Here is a 17,088-nt window from a genome sequence, read left to right on the forward strand (position 1 = left end):
GACTTGGCTGCCTCTACGCGACTGTAGAGTTCACGCACCGCATGGAGCGGCGGTTGCGGATGAACGAGCGCGAAGGCCCGGAGGATGCCAGGTGGGTACGCAGGACAGGAGGCGGCATGGTCGCCGGGCACAGTCGACCCGGCGACGCCGCAGGGTGGAAGACGGGTCCGGCCGGCTGACCCGACGCGGGCGGATAGCACTGTGGACCGGTGGGGCGCTGGCCGTCCTCGTGTTGGTGACGGCAGGGGCCGGGGCCTGGGTCTACCAGGGGCTGGACGGGAACATCAATTCCGCGGACGTGGACAACAAGCTGGGCGACGACAGGCCGGTCAATTTGAGTCCGGGCTCGAAGAACATCCTGGTGGTGGGCTCTGACTCGCGGGACGGCAAGAACGCGAAGTACGGCAAGGACCTGGACACCATGCAGTCGGACACGCTGATGGTCATGCATCTGTCCGCGAACAGGGACTGGGCCACGGTGGTGTCTCTGCCGCGGGACTCCTGGGTGAGCATCCCGGCGTGTGATCGCGGAAACGGGACGATGTCCACTCCCCGCCATTCAAAGATCAACGCGGCCTTTGCCATTGGCGGTACGAGCGGCGATGTTTCCGGAGCCGCCGCCTGCACGATCAAGACGGTGGAGCAGTCCACCGGCCTGCGTATCGACCACTTCATGTCCGTCGACTTCCAGGGCTTCAAGGGCATGGTCAACGCCCTCGACGGCATCGAGGTCTGCCCCGAGACGGCGATCCGCGACGAGAAGGCACACCTCGACATGGAGGCTGGGTGCCAGACCGTCAAGGACGAGAACGCCCTCGGGTACGTCCGCACCCGCTACAGCGTCGGTGACGGCTCGGACCTCGGGCGCATCGGCCGCCAGCAGGAGTTCATGCAAGCCCTCGCCGCCAAGGCTCAGGAGAAGCTCACCAGCCCGACCGCCCTGTACGACTTCCTGGACTCGGCGACCAAGTCCCTGTCCACTGACGAGAAGTTGCGGGAATCAAACCGCTGACCGGTCTTGCGAACGAGATCAAGAGCATCCCGAGTGACCGGCTGACCTTCCTGACCGTGCCCAATTACGGACGCGAGGCGGACGTACCCTCCGACAAGGCCAACGTGGTGTGGCAGTACCCGCAGGCCGCCGACCTGTTCACCTCGCTGGCCAAGGACCACGAGGTTGACAAGAAGAAGCTGGCGGCCGACTCCAAGGGTCCGGTGTACGCCGCTTCGGTGCGCGTGCAGGTGCTCAACGGCAGCGGGGTGCCCGGCCAGGCCGCGAAGGTTGCCGAAACGCTGCGGATGGCCGGTTACAGCATTACCGGCGCCGGCAATGCACCGACCTCTGCGGAGAAGACCACGGTCACGTACCCCCCGGGCCTCGAACAGCTGGCCGCGGTGCTCGCTTCCCGGCTGCCCGGTGTCGCGGCAGAACCTGACCCGGACGCCATGGCCGGCACCGTCATTCTCGTCGTGGGTGCGGACTTCACCGGCATGCGCTGACGCGACCTACTGGTTGGGGGAACGCCGGTGGGCCTGCGGCTGAGTGCCCCAGGCCCACCGTTTCCTTCCGATCGGTACGGGGTGTCAGCGCCGGGACTTGACGCGTTCCAGGGCAGCCACGCCCACGACGGCGAGAGCGATCTGAATCAGCCATTCGATCCAGTCGATGCCCTTGGAGTCCGCGACACCCAGCCCGCCCGCGATGGCGGTGCCCAGGAAGGCCGCGGCGATACCGACGAGGATCGTCCACAGAATGCCGATGTGCTGCCGGCCCGGAAGCACGAGCCGTCCCAGCACACCGATGATGATGCCGATCACGATCGCGCTGATGATGCCTGAGATCTCCACGCCTGCTCCTCCGGTACGTCGTATGAGGTACGTGTGCCCCGCTTGTTACAGGTCGAACTCGTGCGGCGGCAGATCGAGCGTGTAGCAGGCTTCGCGCACGATGGCCTGCTCGTCCTTGTCGAAGTCGCCGTCGGCGCCGCCGATGACGATGCCGATCTGGATGACGGCGCGGGCCTCGGCGGGCTTCTTCTTCGCCTTGGCGATCTCCTGAAGGACGCTGACCTTGCCGAAGGCGAAGTCGGCGGTCAGTTTGTTCAGGTTTTCGTCGAAGCGGCGCTGGAGGTCGTCCGCGGCGAAGTTCTGGAGTACGTCGTTGGTGGCGATGAGCTGGGCCACCCGCTGGCGCTCGGCAGGGTCGACGGTGCCGTCGGCGGCGGCGACCAGGGCGCACATTGCCATGCTGGCGTCGCGGAAGGCGCCACTCTTGAGGTCGTTCTTCTTCGCCATGAGCTGCGTCTGCATCGTCGACGCGGACTCCTTGAAGCGATCCCACAGGGCCATAAGAACTCCATATGCGTCAGGAGGTGTCCGGGCAGGAAGGGGGGGCCGACCCGGACACCCACATTCTTCTACAGTCACGTAGAAGCTATCAGGAGAGCTTGCCTTACTTCAGCCCTCTTCGCCCTCTTCGTCGTCTCCTTCGAAGAAGTCGCCCACCTCGTCGACGACTTCGGCGGCCACCATGCCGCCGACGACGCCGACGGCCAGCCCCGTCGCACCGGCGGCAACCACGGTGCCCATGCCGGGCCCGGAGCGGTGGTGACTGTCGCTGTGGTGATGCTCGCCGTGGCCGTGGCCGTAATCGTGCGGGACGTGGGTGGCGTGGGCGCCGTGTCCGGCAGCCAGTTGCCGTACCCAGCCTTCGACCTCGGCGTTCCAGTCGCGCTGATCGACACCCTGGTGGCCAACGGTGAAGCGGTTGACGGCGTCGTGGCCGGAGGAGAAGAGGCCGCCCGGCTTGTCGGCCTCCAGTACGACCTCCATGCCACCCGGGTTGGCCAGGAAGGTCACCTCGACCTCCCGAATGGCCTGCGCGTACTGCGGAGCCGGCGTGAGCTCGACTTCTTGGTAGAAGGGCAGTTGCTGGCCGGTGCCGCCGATGTGTCCGTACTCCAGGTCTGCCGACTTGAAGCCGAAGCCAAGCTGCCCGAACGCCTCCAGGACAGCCTCCTGCACAGGCAGCGGCCGTACTGTCAGCGGGTCCAGATCGCCCTTGTCCTTGCCGCCCGCCACCTGACGGGCCGAGCGGCACCCCATCGATCCACTGATACTCGGTCCCAGCAGACCCGTAGTCCTCATCCACACCCTTTCAAGGAGCACGTCTTGTCCGCCAGTCTGACGGACCCCGACGGTCCGGGACTCAGCCCCCGGGTTGTCCGATGAACGCCGTACTCGGCCTGTCGGCCGTCCTCGTCCTAACGGCAGGAACCGGCTACTTCGTCGCCCAGGAATTCGCGTACGTCGCCGCCGACCGGCTCGCGCTCGCCCGTGAGGCCGAAGCGGGTGACAAGCGCGCGGCGCGCGCGGTGAAGGTGCTCGAACGGCTCTCCTTCATGCTCTCGGGCGCTCAACTGGGGATCACAGTCACCGGCCTGGTCGTCGGCTTCCTCGCCGAGCCGGCCGTCTCCGCGCTACTGCGCCCCGCACTGGACGGCACTGGCCTCCCCGACGGCGCGGTCTCCGCCATCTCGGTGACGCTGGCCTTCGTCATGGCGACATTCGTGCAAATGGTGCTCGGTGAACTGGCTCCCAAGAACCTGGCGCTGGCCGTCCCTGACCGGCTCGCCAAGTCGCTGTCGGCTTCCACGCTCGCGTACCTCAAGGTGGTCGGCCCGGTGGTGCACCTCTTCGACGCCACGGCCAACAAGTTGCTGCGCAGGGTCGGCATCGAGCCGGTTGAGGAGTTGCACCACGGCGCGACTCTTGAGGAGCTCAGCCACCTGATCGGCGAGTCACACGAACAGGGCGAGCTGCCTCGCGCCAACGCCGAACTTCTCGACCACGCGCTGGAGTTCTCCGAGCGCACCCTGGACGAGGTCATGGTCCCGAGTGTCGATGCCGTCTACGTAAGCGCCGACGCACCGGCCACCGAGGTCGTGCAGCTGATCGCCAAGTGCGGCCACTCCAATTACCCGGTCACGGGCGAGCGCCACGACGACATCAAGGGCGTCATCGGCGTACGCGAGCTGATGCGACTGCCGGCCGCCCGCCTCGACCGGACCACCGCCGGTGAGCTGGCCAGACGCCCGCTGCTGCTTCCCGACACGCTGGCGCTGCCCGGCGCCGTCGAGCAGATGCAGGGGCACAAGCAGGAGTTCGCAGTCGTCCTCGACGAGCACGGAGGCTTCGCCGGAATCGTCACCTTCGAGGACATCGCCGAGGAACTGGTCGGCGAGATCGCGGACGAGTCCGACCGGGTCATCGAGATCGCGGTCGCCGACGGAACCGGGTGGCTGGTCGACGCCGGCCGCCGCCTTGACGAGATCGCCGAAGCCACCGGCATCGCACTCCCCGAGGAAGAGGATTACGGCACCGCCGCCGGCCTGATCGTGGACCGGCTCGGCCGGTTCCCGGCCATCGGAGACCGCCTCACCGTCGGCACCGTCCTCATCGAGGTCCGCACCCTCGACCGCCACGTCCCCGAGCGCATCCGCATGGAGCGCCTGCCGGACACCGACCCGGACGCGGATCTGCACGCCGCCCCGGCCGACGAGGAGCCGACCGCATGAGCTTCCCCCTGGCCCTCTTCGTCACCCTCCTCCTGCTGATCGGCAGCGGCTTCTTCGTCGCGGCCGAATTCGCCCTGGTGGCCGCCAAGCGCCACCGCATGGAACGCGCCGCCGCCCAGGGCCAACGCGGAGCCAGGTCGGCCCTGGCAGGGATGCGAGAACTCTCCCTGATGCTCGCGGGCGCCCAGCTGGGCATCACCATCTGCACCCTGGGCCTCGGCTCAATCTCCAAACCCGCCATCTCCCACGAGCTCGACCCGCTCCTGGAGAAGTTCGGCCTGCCCAGCGGACTGAGCTACGGCATCGCCTTCGCCGTCGCCATGACCGTGGTCGTCTTCCTGCACATGGTCCTCGGCGAGATGGCCCCCAAGTCTTGGGCCATCGCCCACCCTGAACGCTCCCGCCATGCTGCTCACCCCGCCCTTCCGCGCCCTGATCCGCCTCGTACGCCCGCTGATCTGGCTGCTCAACAAGATCAGCAACGCGCTCGTACGCCTGTGCCGCGTCACCCCGCGCGACGAACTCACCGCCGTACACAACCGCGAGCAGCTCACCCACCTCGTCGAGGAGTCCCAGCGCCTCGGCCTGATCAGCGAAACCGACTCCAGCCTGATCACCCGCTCCCTGAGGGAACCGCAGACCCCGGTGGCACAGCTCCATGTGCCCGCCGCCCAGATCAGTTACGTCGAAGCCGACGCAGACACCGATACGATCCTCGCCGCCGCGACGGCTGCCGACCACACCCGGCTGGTCGTACGAGACGGTGAAACGGTCGTTGGCTCGGTGCACGCCCGCGACGCCCTGGTCGCACGTGCCCAGGGCAGGACCCTGACGGCCCGTGAACTCGCTTGCCCCGTCCCGGAACTCGCCCCGAGCCACACCGTCGCCCACGCGGTCGAGCAACTCCAGTACCGCCGGGCTTCGCTCGCCGTCGTACGCGACACGGAGGGTCGGCTGACCGGCCTGATCAGCCTCGACGATCTCATCGTTCGACTGATGGGATCCTCGATGCGCTCGTCGTAGCTGGTTCGGCGACATGGAAGCCCCAGGCGGTTGCCTGGGGCTTCCTGTGTGACGAACACCCGGATCGCGCGCTGCCCCGATGACGCCGTGAACCAGCCAGGCACCGGGAAAGCGGTGCCTTGCCTCTCACACGGTCCGTAGTAAGGAGGCCGGTCCACGGAGGGGAGGATCTGGGCTCAGCCAAGGCTGAGGTACCTCACGAGGGACTGAAGATGTGATGCACCCCATTTTCATGCCCCCACGGATGCGAGAGCCCCGCTCCCACCGGTCGGGGAGCAGGAGCCCGCAAGTCCCCTTGCACGGACCGTTGTGACCACCGCGCGGCGTGGGGCCCCGAAGCAGCGGGACGCGCTCTTCGACAATGCGAAGTACTGTTGATCGTGTTCGTGGCGATGGCGCACATGCAGGAGCCGGTCATGGACGGCAGCCGCGCCACGTCTCACGGTCGATGCCCTCGTTGTAGAGGTTTTTCCTCGCGTCGATGAGGGGGCTCGGGCATGGAGGGGGTTGACACCGCTTACCCCGGCGATGTGGTCGGCCTCGTCAATGCCGCTGCCCTGCGCGTGGGCGACACCCTCTATGACGGCCGCCGGCTCTGTTTCCCGCCGATGCCGACCTTTACTCCGGAGCACTTGGCGGTCGGACATCGGCCGCTCGAAGCAATTCAGGCGTGGCATAGCCCAGTCAGGCCAAGCCGGTGTTGTGCAGGTCCTGGTGCCAGAGGTGCACGGTGACCGGGCGCCGGTGTCCGGCCGTCGTGGGGCCGATGGCGGGTCAGCCAGCCGTCGAGAGTGCTACCGCCTGTGCCGAACTGGTCGTAGTCCGCTTCACGGGCCTGCTTCTGAAGGTCACCCGCTGGATGGCCTGCAAGAAATCAGCGGTTCTGGAGGTCAAGCACACGGCGCTCGCAGGGAACGTCGTCCGAAGGCTTCGCCGAAGCCCTGACCGCGGTCGAGAAGTACCGTCGTCGGCCCGTACGCCGCCCTTGTGGTGGTAGCCCGTCCGGGGGCTGGAGTGCAGACGTGTCAGGCATCGCAACCGCCGCCGATTGCCTCGGAACAGTGGGATGAACCTGGGCGCGCACCTCACGACCAGTCGAATGCTGCCCGGCCGCGTCTCAAGGCGATGCGGTGCCACCTGTAACCCTCGATCCGCTGGGGCTGGTGGGAAATGCTCTCAAGGTTCGCGGAAACCGGTAGGTGTGGTGGCATCGCCCCTGACCAGCACATTCGTTGGTTGCCCGACCCTTGCCTGGACATCGCCTCCCATCACCCGGACGCCATGGGGTGAGGTGACCACTTCACATGGTGACAGACAGGCCCGCCCCTCCCCTTCCCCTGGGAGCAGCGCCCACTCCGAGGCGGAATCCGAAGACGTTTCGCTTGAGCTTCCTGGCTCCCCTGCGGACCTCGCCGGCAAGCGCCCAAAGGCATCACCGGAGGCGTTTGGAGCAGTCTGGGTTCGGGTACCCGTGGGGGCCCTGGGACCAATGCCCGCCGGGAGCAGCCATGACCAGTGCCACGCAGCCGCCGGAGCGCCCCATCATCGCCGGTATCGACAGAGGGCCCGGACATGAGCATCTCGTCCGGTTCGCAGCCCGCGAGGCGGCACTACGCAGACACCCCCTGCAAATCGCCCACGCATTCCAACTGCCACTGCCCGGAGTTTCAGTCTCCGACGAGGAGGAGAGCCGCTCCGGGGCCAAGGCGAGTGCCCAGCTGGTGGAGCACTACGAGCGGCTGGCCCGCGAGGAGGTTCCTGGCCTCTCCGTCGGCGGCGAGCTGATCATGGGGCATGCGGCTGCCGGGCTGATCGAACGCTCCGCGGAGGCGGAGCTGATCGTGATCGGCCACCGGGGCAGTGGCGGGTTTCCCCGGCTGCCGCTCGGATCGGTGAGCTGGCAGGTGGCCACGCATGCCGAGTGCCCCGTCGTCGTCGTGCGTCCCTCGCAGTCGGCGGAGCGGCCGGACAATCGTGTCGTGGTTGGCGTCGACACCGACGACGCCTCGCTGCAGGCCCTCGATGTGGCGTATCTGGAAGCCGATCTGCGCGGTGCTCGCCTCGACGTGGTGCACTGCGCCTTCGATGTCGCCACGTCTCCCACTGGGGCTATCACAACCGTCCCAGTGGACCCTACATTGGTGAAAAGCGGCCAGCAGGAGTTCTTCGACACCGAACTCAGAAGGCGGCGTGACCGCCACCCCGGCGTAGAAGTGAACCTGCGCATCGATCGCGCATCACCCGGACCCCTGCTCGCCGAAGCCTCCACAGGTGCGTGCCTGCTGGTCGTCGGCTCCCATCGGCGCACCGGGGTGCGCAGATTCCTGCTCGGGTCAGTCAGCGCCGAAGTGCTGCACACGGCACACTGCCCAGTCGCCGTAGTACCTGGTCAGCGCGATGGCTGATTCCCGTTACAGGCTCGGTCGGCCCCACAGGGCAGGCCAGGCCCGTTTGAGCCTGCGGGCCGCGGTCAACCCGGCACGGGCCGGAGGTCTACGAGGCGCGGACGACCAGGCCCGCCGGTCTTACGAATGATCCGATCAAACCCACGCTTGAAAGGTAGGACGCCCCATGAAGACCACGGTCAAGGACATGCTCGCCACCTATCCGGCCGACCTCGGGCAGATCGACCGCGACAAGCTCACTCGCTGCATCGAGGAATGTATCGCCTGCGCCCAGGCATGTACCGCCTGCGCCGACGCCTGCCTGTCCGAGGGCATGGTTGGCGAACTCACCAAGTGCATCCGCACCGACATGGACTGCGCCGACATCTGCAACGCCACGGCGTCCGTCCTGTCCCGTCACACCGGCTACGACGCCAACATCAGCCGCGCGATTCTCCAGGCATGCGCCACCGCCTGCAAAGCCTGCGCCAACGAGTGCTCCACCCACGCCGACCAGCATGAGCACTGCCGCCTGTGCGCCGAAGCCTGCCGCTCCTGTGAGCAGGCGTGCAATGACCTCCTCCAAGCCCTCGGCTGACCAAAACGCAGTCCTGCGGACGCATGCTCGCGTTGTCGGCGACGGCCGCAGCGAGCCATGACTCGCGCCCTGTGCTGACCACTGGCCATCGCCCTGACTCTTCGAGGCGCTGCTGAAACCTTCCACGGAGTCGTCTCCGAATACTGCCGTTAGCCACGTCACATCAGCGGACTTCGCGCCCGCCCTGGGTGTCCTGGCTATGGTCGCGCTGGGTCTCGTTGCAGTTCTCGACTGAGTTCTCGCCAGAGCAAGGGCGAGCACGGAAGTTCGAAATACCGGTCTGGCGCAGCTTCCCGCCGTGAACCGGCCGCTGGTCGCACAGGGCCGTGTGGCGTCCCGCAGCCATTTCGCCACCTGATCCCTCTCGGGGCTGCCACGGCGGACCGTGGCCTCGCCCTTGTCCTCGTCTGGGCTCGAAGAACATCCGAGGACAGACGCGCGCCGGGTGGGTACACGAGCGGCTGGCGAGACTCGATGCGCCGCGGCGGGCAGGAGTGTGGAGTGACGCTTTCAGACGTGGTCTACATGTGCCTGGGAATCGGGGCGCTCGGGGCAGCTGTCCTGCCCCGGGTGGTCTCCAAGCGGCCGTTCTCCCTGCCCATAATCTTCCTTGTCACAGGTGTCCTTATCCAGCTGCTGCCGCTGCCCGTACCGGTGGTGGATCCCGTACGCGACCGCTTGTGGGTCGAGCACACTACCGAGGTGTGTGTGATCGTGTCGCTGATGGGCGCGGGGCTCGCCATCGACCGGCCCGTCAGCCGTCGGAGGTGGTCCAGCACCTGGCGGTTGCTGGGCGTCACCATGCCGCTGACGGTGGTGGCCGTCGCTCTGCTGGCCTGGGGACTGCTGGACTGGCCGCCCGCCGTCGCCCTCCTGTTGGGTGCGGTGCTCGCCCCCACCGATCCCGTGCTTGCCGGGGAGGTACGGGTGGGAGAGCCGCTCGGTACCGAGCGTGACGAGGACGAGGCGCGGTTTGCTCTCACCAGCGAGGCGGGACTGAACGACGGACTCGCCTTCCCATTCGTCTATGCGGCCATTGCCCTCGCCACGGCGGCGGGCGCCGGGTGGTCGGCGGAGTGGATCGGCCGTTGGGCGCTGACCGACGCGCTGGGCAGGTGCGCCGTCGGGCTGGCCGCGGGCGCCGCTGTCGGCTGGTTGCTGGGGTGGATGTTCTTCCGTGCCAGGACGCCGGCCCTGCGGCTGTCCGAGCACATGGAGGGCTTCGTGGCGCTGGGGGCCACCTTCTTGTCCTACGGGATCGCCGAGGTGCTCCACGGCTATGGCTTCCTGTCCGTGTTCGTCACCGCCTGCGTCATCCGTGCCGCCGAGCGCAGCCACGGCTACCATAAGGTGTTGCACGAGTTCACTGAGCAGATCGAGCGGTTGCTCACCGCCCTTCTGCTGTTCCTGCTCGGCGGATACCTCGCCGCCGGCGCCTTGTCCGCCCTGACCCTGAGGGGGGCGGCCGTCGGTGTACTGGTGCTGCTGGTCGTCCGGCCTCTCACCGGATGGCTGGCTCAGGTGAAGAGCACAACTGGGCGACCGGAGCGCGTTGTCGTATCCCTGTTCGGCATCCGAGGGATTGGCTCGCTTTTCTACCTGTCCTATGCGCTGGGGCAGAACTCCTTCAGCGGACTGGAACGCGAACTGTGGACCCTGGTGGCCTTCACCGTGGTGGTCTCGGTGGTGCTGCACGGAGCGATGGCAACCCCCGCCATCAACCGTCTGGAACGCAGAAACCACCATGCGAAGCCCGGCGCTGCCCATAGACGCCCCTGACATGTGAATTGTCCGGTACCCAACCGCTCTCCGAGCCGCACACATGGCGTCAGTCGTCAGGTGCCGGGCACGAGCTGCCGCGTGTCAGGCCACGCATCAACCCCGCACACACCGAGGAAGGCCGTGCGGTCGCCGCTGGTAGCTGGTGAGGGCGGCGATGTCCATGCAACCGCACTGACCGGCCGCCGTGTTTTGCGTCAGGGCAGAAGGGGACACAGGCAGAATCTGCAAGGAGCCGAAGAGGCGTTGCCATGTTCGCCCTCAAGCGTCCCGCCGCGCGCGGCGCGGCACTGTGCCTGGTAGCCGCCTTCATGGCGGGATGCGCTCACGATCCGATCGGTTCCGCCGCACAGTCGCCGGACCCAACCCGACACCCGCCGGCTCCCTCACGGTCGTCGAACGGGCCGGGCAGACGATGGGCTTCGTGCCCGTGACCATCGGGGCGAGGGACCCTTCGCTTTCGTACTGGACACCGGCGCCTCAGCGAGTGCCGTCGATGATGACGTAGCCCGCGAACTGGACCTGTCCCGGTCAGGGGTCAAAGCGAACGCCCGTGCAGGGCGCATCACTTGCGCGAAGGTGAAGCCCGAAGGGTGCGGCCGCGTACCTCAGTCCGTGCCCGACGCCTGCGGACCTCCGCCCGGACCCTGACCGGACAGCGGTAGATCGAACCCGGCGCCCGTGAGGTTGTGAGGTCATCGCCCCTGCGCTCAACCCCAGGGCGGTCGACGATGTAGGCGACGAGTACGCCGGCGAGCATCGACCACGCAAGGGCCGCGTGTCTCGACTGCCATCCCGTGGCGCCGAAGAGGATCGCTGCTGTCAGACCCGCTGTGAGGGCTGAGGCGTTGGTGGCGAAGGCCCATTCCCGGCGTGCGCTGCCCGGTTCCCGCAGTTCCGCCGCGGCGGTCCTGACGGTCAGGGCGGCGACGATGATCGCCACTTCATCACTGAGGGGTCCATGACCCTGCCCTATCCGTCAGTGCTCGCCGGTACCGGTCCGCTGGTGCGCTGGTAGATGTCGGGGATGCCATCGTGGTCGTCGTCCCGGTTCTCGTCCTCGTACAGGCGGCGGTAGATCCCGTTGCGGCGCTTGATCAGCAGTGCGGCCAGGCCCGCCGCGATCAGTGAACCGATGAGGACTGCGGCCTTGATGTGTTCAGCTGCGGTCGGGTCGGGGAAGGCGAGCTCACCGATCAGCAGCGCGACGGTGAATCCGATCCCGGCCAGTACAGCGAGCGCGAAGACGTCGGCCCAGGCGAGGTCCGGGTTCAGCTGGGCTTTGGTGTAGCGGGCGGCCAGGTAGGTGCCGGCGAAGATGCCCAGGGTCTTGCCGATGACCAGTCCCAGCACCACTCCGAGCGGCTCGGGCTGGGTGAAGACCTCTCCGAGTGACGCTGCGGAGACACCGACGCCCGCGGCGAAGAAAGCGAACAGCGGCACGGCGACTCCTGCCGATACCGGGTGCAGCAGATGAGAGGTCCGCTCGGCAGGCGTGGAATTCTCGCCCTTGTCGCGGGTGGTGCGCAGGATCAGGCCCATGGCAACACCGGCGACGGTGGCGTGCACGCCGCCGTTGTACATCAGAGCCCAGGTGGTGATGCCCAGGGGGACGTACCACCACCAGCCCCGGACGCGGTAGCGCTGGAGAAGGTAGAAGACGACCAGGCCGGCCAAGGCTCCGCCGAGGGCGAGGAAGTTCAGATCGCTGGTGAAGAAGATCGCGATGATGAGGATCGCGCCCAGGTCGTCGACGACGGCGAGAGTGAGCAGGAAGGCACGGAGCGCGGAGGGCAGGTGGGTGCTGAGGACCGCCAGGACGGCCAGTGCGAAGGCGATGTCGGTGGCCATAGGCACGGCCCAGCCTTCGAGGCTGCCACCGCCCGACATCACCGTGGCGGCGTACAGGGCGGCCGGCACCACCATGCCGCACAGCGCCGCGACGACAGGCAGAGCTGCCGTGGCCGGGGTGCGCAGCTCGCCGACCACGAATTCGCGTTTTAGCTCAATGCCCGCGACCAGAAAGAAGATGGCGAGCAGTCCGTCGGCGGTCCAGTGCTGCACCGAGAGATCCAGGCCGAGGGCCGGTATCCCGAAGTGGAAGTGGCGTATTTGCTCGTAGACGTTGCTCCACGGGGTGTTCGCCCACACCAGCGCCACGACGGCGGCGGCCAGGAGCACCAGCCCACCGACCGTTTCCGTCCTCAGTGCTTGGGTTACGGCGGTCCGCTCAGGCAGCGGCAGCAGGCCGAGGAAAGGGGAACGCTCGCGTGGGGCGGGGGCCATCAAGGAAATCCTCCGGGGCATCGGCACAAGGGCATGCAGCCCCTAGGACGCCGACCAGACTTCCCGGCACACCGCGCGTCCGATGTGGCCGCTTCGGGCGGCCGTTGACGCGTTCTTTGCACCCTAACTGCCTTCTCCGAATCCCGCCAGGAGCCGGTTCACCTGCTGAAACGCACAACGAGCGGGTCCGTACACACCAAGGCGCGAGATGTGTACGGACCCGCTCAGGAGCCGGGCCGCAGGGCGGTCAGACGGTGGTCTTCACCGACTCCTGGTCTTCGTCGGCCTCGCCCGTCTCGCCGGCGTTGCGGGCGCGGACGAACTCCAGGAAAAAGTTCAGCTCGCGCTTGACGACGGGGGCGAGCAGGTACAGGCCGATGATGTTGATGACGGCGAGCATGAAGAGCACGGCGTCGGCCATGTCGATCAGGGTCTGCAGCGTCAGGAGCGAACCGGCGATCGCGAACAGGGTGTACACGACCTTGTACGTCAGTTCGCTGGCCTTGCTGCGGCCGAAGAGATGCGTCCATGCCTTGAGGCCGTAGTAGCCCCAGGTCAGCACGGTGGAGATGGCGAAGAGCATCACCGCCACGGTGAGGATGTACGGGAACCAGGGCATCACCGTGCCGAACGCGTCGGAAGTGATCGTGACGCCGACAGGATCCCCGTCCTTACGCGCTTGGGCCCAGCTGGCGGGGTTGGCGATGACGATGGTCAGTGCGGTCATCGTGCAGATGACGACGGTGTCGATGAACGGCTCCAGCAGGGCGACCAAGCCCTCGCTGGCGGGGTGCTTGGTCTTGACCGCGGAGTGGGCGATGGGCGCGGAGCCGAGACCCGCCTCGTTGGAGAACGCGGCCCGCTTGAAGCCGACGATCAGGGCGCCGAGTACACCACCGGCGACACCTTCCGGGTTGAAGGCGCCTTCGATGATCGTTGCGATGGCGGCCGGGACGGCGGTGACGTGCACCAGGATGACCACCAGGCAGGCCGCGATGTAGATGCCGGCCATGGCGGGCACGAGCTTGCTGGTGACGTTGGCGATCGAGCGGATGCCGCCGAGGAGCACGATGCCGACGAGCGCGGCGATCAGGATGCCGAAGAACAGGGCGCCGGCGGAGGAGCCCATCAGGCCGTCCTCGCCGCCGGTGACGGAGACCAGCTGGGCGTACGACTGGTTGACCTGGAAGAGGTTGCCGCCGAAGAGGCCGAAGAACAGGATCATGAAGGAGGCGAGGACCCCGAGGACCTTGCCGAGGGTCTTGCCGTTCTTGCCGAAGCGGTCGGCCAGGCCCTTGGGCAGGTAGTGCATCGGGCCGCCGGAGACTGTGCCATCGGCGTGCACCTCGCGGTACTTCACGCCAAGGGTGACCTCGACGAACTTGGTGGCCATGCCGAGGAGACCGCACAGGATCATCCAGAAGGTGGCACCGGGGCCACCGATGGAGACGGCCACCGCGACACCGGCGATGTTGCCCAGGCCCACGGTGCCGGAGACGGCGGCGGTCAGCGCCTGGAAGTGGTTGACCTCGCCAGCCGAACCCTTCTCGTCGTACTTGCCGCGCACCACATCGATGGCGAGGCGGAATTTGCGCACCTGTACGAAGCCGAACCAGCCGGTGAAGACGAGACCGGCGACGACGAGCCAGGCGACGATGAGGGGCAGGGCCGCCCCGCCGACGGGCACGGAGTAGAAGACGACTTCCACGAGCCACGTGGCTATGGGCTCGAAGAAACCGCTGACGGCTTCGTCGACGGTCTGAGTGATGGAGTCGAGTGACACTGTGGCTACCTCGATGGCGCAGGGCCGGGGCACGGGAGGAGTGCGCCGGTTGGTGTGCGGGCTTTGAGCGAACGCCGTTGTCCGATCGGCGACCCTGAGTGCGGTCCGTGGACTCGGACCGTGATCACTCTGGTCGTGCTGCCGGTGCGTGCCGGCGACTCCTTACGGCGGCTGGGGGTGGTGCCACCTGCGGAGTTGCGCAGTTCTACCACGCCTTTACGAGATCTTTAGTGACTCAAGTCACATAACTTTAAGTGATGATGGAAAGTCCCTGCGAACGAAATCAGACCGTTATGCGGGGACCGGGTTCCGTTCATCGGACACTTATGTCTTAGCCGACGGGCGGGCAGGGGATTCCCGTGCGATCCGTGCACCGAGCGAGGCACTTCTACGCAGGTGCCTTCACCTCCCCCTCCGCACTCTTCAGACAGCCCGGCGGGACACATGGTCGTCTGCGGTGACGACGCCTTGGCCCACCGATTGGCCGGGGCCTGCCGCCCCTATCCATCCGCTGCCGATCTCTCGTGGGCGGTCTGCTCGCAGGCCGAGCGCGGCGGTCGAAACGGCCATCACGCGCGCCACGGACCCCCGCCACCTGCTGAGCCGCCCGCCGGGCCGACACGCGGCCCGCCAGGGAAGCGGCCCGGACCGATGCCCCATAAGCTGCCGTCAGGTGCGCCGGGAAGTCTGGTCGACAAGTGGACATTCCCTGCCCCGGAGCCGCCTGATGCCGCTGTGCCGGGCCGGCGCAGATCGCATCGTCCGGACAGGATGGTTGTAAGGCTGCGAGGGCACATCGACGCGCGCAGCGCCGAACGCACCAGCCAGGCCCTCGTGAATGCCCTGGGGGCCTCCCCGACGAGCCTGGAGATCGACCTGTCGGGCGTGCAGCACCTGAGTGCCGACGGCACCGGTGCCTTCTCACCGGGCTCAAGGCGGCTCGCTCGCGTGGCACGCGGCTGACTGTGACTCACGCACCTCCGCAGGTGGCCAAGGTGCTCAACCGAGTCGGACTGCTGAGAATCCTGCGCGCCGAGGAAGGGCACGGCACTCCCGGCTCATGACGCTCCGGGAAACGGTCCCGCAGCTCTTCGAGAGAAGGAAAGCCGTGGCCAAGCCGGTGAACGCCGCTGTAGGCGGGACATGGATCTGCTGTCTCATGTGCCCAAAGCGACCAATTCCGGGTACGCGCGGTGAAGCGCAACAGCTTCGACCTCGAATTTCCGCAGTTGGCGTGGGCGGACGAGTCAGCGACCGCTCTAATCTGCTATCTGTCACCGTGATCCTCTGCAGGCTGCAGTACCAGGCAGTGCAACGGCGATTCCAGTCCTGGCTTGAGGGCTCGGGAACGGTCGTCGGTCTGCTGGGCCATGAGGTTCCCGGACACCGTGCCCGTGGGCTCAGGTGGCACAACCAGTTCCAGCAGTGCACGGTCACCGCCTGGCTCAGCGGTCCTCCGTGACGCGAAGTGCGTGGCGCTGGAAGAGTCGTGAGATGTCTCGCGCGGTGATGATGCCCATGAGGTGCTGGCCGTCGGTGACGAGGATCCGCATGCCGCTGCTCTGGTGGACCTTTTCCAGAACGTCTTCGAGGAAGTCGTCGGGCGCGCATGTGGTGCACTGCGTCAGCGGGGTTGCCACGTCACGTACGCGCAATGTCTCCCGCTGCGGCGCCGGCGTCTTCGCCAGTTGCGGCAGGTGGACCATGCCGCTGGGGCGTCCTTCGAAGTCGATCAGGGGCAGGGTGGAGTGGCGGGCCCGCATGGCCACTTCGTCGATGCAGCGTTCCACGGTGAGCCAGTCGGGGCAGGTTTCCACGGGACTCGACATGGCATCGGCTGCGCGTACCCCGTGCAGGGCTGCGGCCACCCCGGCGTGCCGCCGTTCCGCGTTGGCGACGATCATGATGAAGAAGCCGATGATCATTAGCCAAAGACCGCCGAAGGCGCCGCGCAGAACGGAGATCCATCCGGCGGCGATCAGCAGGAAACCGAATACCTGCCCACTGCGTGCGGCTGCCCGCTCGGCCCGGTCCCGGTCTCCGGTACGCCACCACATCAGCGCCTGCACCACACGTCCTCCGTCGAGCGGCGCGGCAGGCAGCAGATTGAACACTCCCAACACGAAGTTCACCCACCCCAGCCACACCATGACGGCCGCGGGCACCGCCCAGCCAGTCAGCGCGTTCAGACCAAGGCCCGCCCCGAACGCCGCTGCACCGACGACCAGGCTGGTGAGCGGGCCGCTCACGGCAACGAGGAAGGCTGCGCCGGCCGCGCGCGGCTTTCCCATCGCGGTCATCCCGCCCAGTGCCCAGAGCGTGATGTTCTCAACCGGGATGCCTTTCTTCCCCGCGGTGATCGCGTGGGCGGCCTCATGAGCCAGCAGGCTTCCGAGCAGCAGCAGGGCACCGGCCAGGCCGGCGACTGTGTATGTGGCGTTCGACTGTTCCGGAACCCAGGCGGGGAGCGTCTGCCCGCCCAGGCTGTATCCGAAGAACACCACGAGCAGGGGCACGGTCCAGTGGATGCGCAGCGGCACCCCGAGAACTCGTCCTATCCGTACCGAGCTGTTCATCACTGCCTCCCGCGGACTGAAGCAGGCGGTCCCTCACCCGAGCCGATGCGCCCTCCGGGCGTCCCCGCGACGGACCAGCACG

The 17,088-nt window shown here is 67.3% G+C and carries 11 protein-coding genes and 3 pseudogenes; 7 read left to right on the forward strand and 7 right to left on the reverse strand.

Translation table 11 applies throughout. The features are described from left to right. The first annotated feature begins 175 nt into the window (after positions 1 to 175). A pseudogene (locus tag G412_RS36325) lies at positions 176 to 1,500 on the forward strand (LCP family protein). A gap of 84 nt (positions 1,501 to 1,584) precedes the next feature. Here the strand turns inward: G412_RS36325 and G412_RS0128105 are convergent. From G412_RS0128105 to G412_RS36330, 3 genes and pseudogenes are all read right to left on the reverse strand, one after another. Then, positions 1,585 to 1,848 carry a GlsB/YeaQ/YmgE family stress response membrane protein gene (locus G412_RS0128105; protein ID WP_028814983.1) on the reverse strand — a complete coding sequence of 88 codons (264 nt, stop codon included), beginning with the start codon at positions 1,846 to 1,848 and terminating at the stop codon, positions 1,585 to 1,587. A gap of 45 nt (positions 1,849 to 1,893) precedes the next feature. Further along, positions 1,894 to 2,349: a tellurite resistance TerB family protein gene (locus tag G412_RS0128110; protein ID WP_028814984.1), complete on the reverse strand. Its 456-nt coding sequence runs from the start codon at positions 2,347 to 2,349 to the stop codon at positions 1,894 to 1,896. Positions 2,350 to 2,457: 108 nt separating this feature from the next. Beyond that, positions 2,458 to 3,132, reverse strand: a pseudogene (locus G412_RS36330) (sporulation protein); the annotation flags it as partial. A gap of 95 nt (positions 3,133 to 3,227) precedes the next feature. Between G412_RS36330 and G412_RS36335 the strand changes: the two are divergent. From G412_RS36335 to G412_RS0128140, 5 genes and pseudogenes are all read left to right on the forward strand, one after another. Beyond that, positions 3,228 to 4,577 carry a hemolysin family protein gene (locus G412_RS36335; protein ID WP_051338658.1) on the forward strand — a complete coding sequence of 450 codons (1,350 nt, stop codon included), beginning with the start codon at positions 3,228 to 3,230 and terminating at the stop codon, positions 4,575 to 4,577. After that, positions 4,574 to 5,600, forward strand: a pseudogene (locus G412_RS36340) (hemolysin family protein). Before G412_RS36335 ends, G412_RS36340 begins: the two are co-directional and overlap by 4 nt. Before the next feature lie 1,508 nt (positions 5,601 to 7,108). Continuing rightward, positions 7,109 to 8,005 carry a universal stress protein gene (locus G412_RS0128130; RefSeq protein WP_028814985.1) on the forward strand — a complete coding sequence of 299 codons (897 nt, stop codon included), beginning with the start codon at positions 7,109 to 7,111 and terminating at the stop codon, positions 8,003 to 8,005. Between the two features lie 166 nt (positions 8,006 to 8,171). Beyond that, the gene (locus G412_RS0128135) at positions 8,172 to 8,582 is read left to right on the forward strand and encodes a four-helix bundle copper-binding protein (protein WP_028814986.1); all 411 of its coding nucleotides are present in this window, start codon (positions 8,172 to 8,174) and stop codon (positions 8,580 to 8,582) included. 501 nt (positions 8,583 to 9,083) lie between these two features. Then, positions 9,084 to 10,361 carry a cation:proton antiporter gene (locus G412_RS0128140; protein WP_028814987.1) on the forward strand — a complete coding sequence of 426 codons (1,278 nt, stop codon included), beginning with the start codon at positions 9,084 to 9,086 and terminating at the stop codon, positions 10,359 to 10,361. A 565-nt stretch (positions 10,362 to 10,926) separates the two neighbouring features. Here the strand turns inward: G412_RS0128140 and G412_RS40580 are convergent. The 3 genes from G412_RS40580 to G412_RS0128155 form a co-directional block, all read right to left on the reverse strand. Continuing rightward, positions 10,927 to 11,304 (reverse strand): hypothetical protein, encoded by a 378-nt coding sequence (locus G412_RS40580; RefSeq protein ID WP_208857944.1) that lies wholly within the window; start codon positions 11,302 to 11,304, stop codon positions 10,927 to 10,929. A gap of 29 nt (positions 11,305 to 11,333) precedes the next feature. Continuing rightward, complete coding sequence (nhaA, locus tag G412_RS0128150) at positions 11,334 to 12,647, reverse strand: Na+/H+ antiporter NhaA (protein WP_028814988.1); 1,314 nt, start codon at positions 12,645 to 12,647, stop codon at positions 11,334 to 11,336. A gap of 247 nt (positions 12,648 to 12,894) precedes the next feature. Next, a complete protein-coding gene (locus G412_RS0128155) occupies positions 12,895 to 14,430 on the reverse strand; it encodes an alanine/glycine:cation symporter family protein (RefSeq protein ID WP_028814989.1) in 1,536 nt (511 codons plus the stop codon). Between the two features lie 771 nt (positions 14,431 to 15,201). Here G412_RS0128155 and G412_RS41850 point away from each other — a divergent pair. Beyond that, positions 15,202 to 15,393: an STAS domain-containing protein gene (locus G412_RS41850; RefSeq protein ID WP_028814990.1), complete on the forward strand. Its 192-nt coding sequence runs from the start codon at positions 15,202 to 15,204 to the stop codon at positions 15,391 to 15,393. 482 nt (positions 15,394 to 15,875) lie between these two features. On the opposite strand, the gene G412_RS0128165 is transcribed toward G412_RS41850, so the two are convergent. After that, on the reverse strand, positions 15,876 to 17,006 hold the full coding sequence (locus tag G412_RS0128165) for a site-2 protease family protein (RefSeq protein WP_028814991.1): 1,131 nt from the start codon (positions 17,004 to 17,006) through the stop codon (positions 15,876 to 15,878). Positions 17,007 to 17,088 lie beyond the last annotated feature (82 nt).

Source organism: Streptomyces flavidovirens DSM 40150, assembly GCF_000429085.1.
Lineage (GTDB): Bacteria > Actinomycetota > Actinomycetes > Streptomycetales > Streptomycetaceae > Streptomyces > Streptomyces flavidovirens.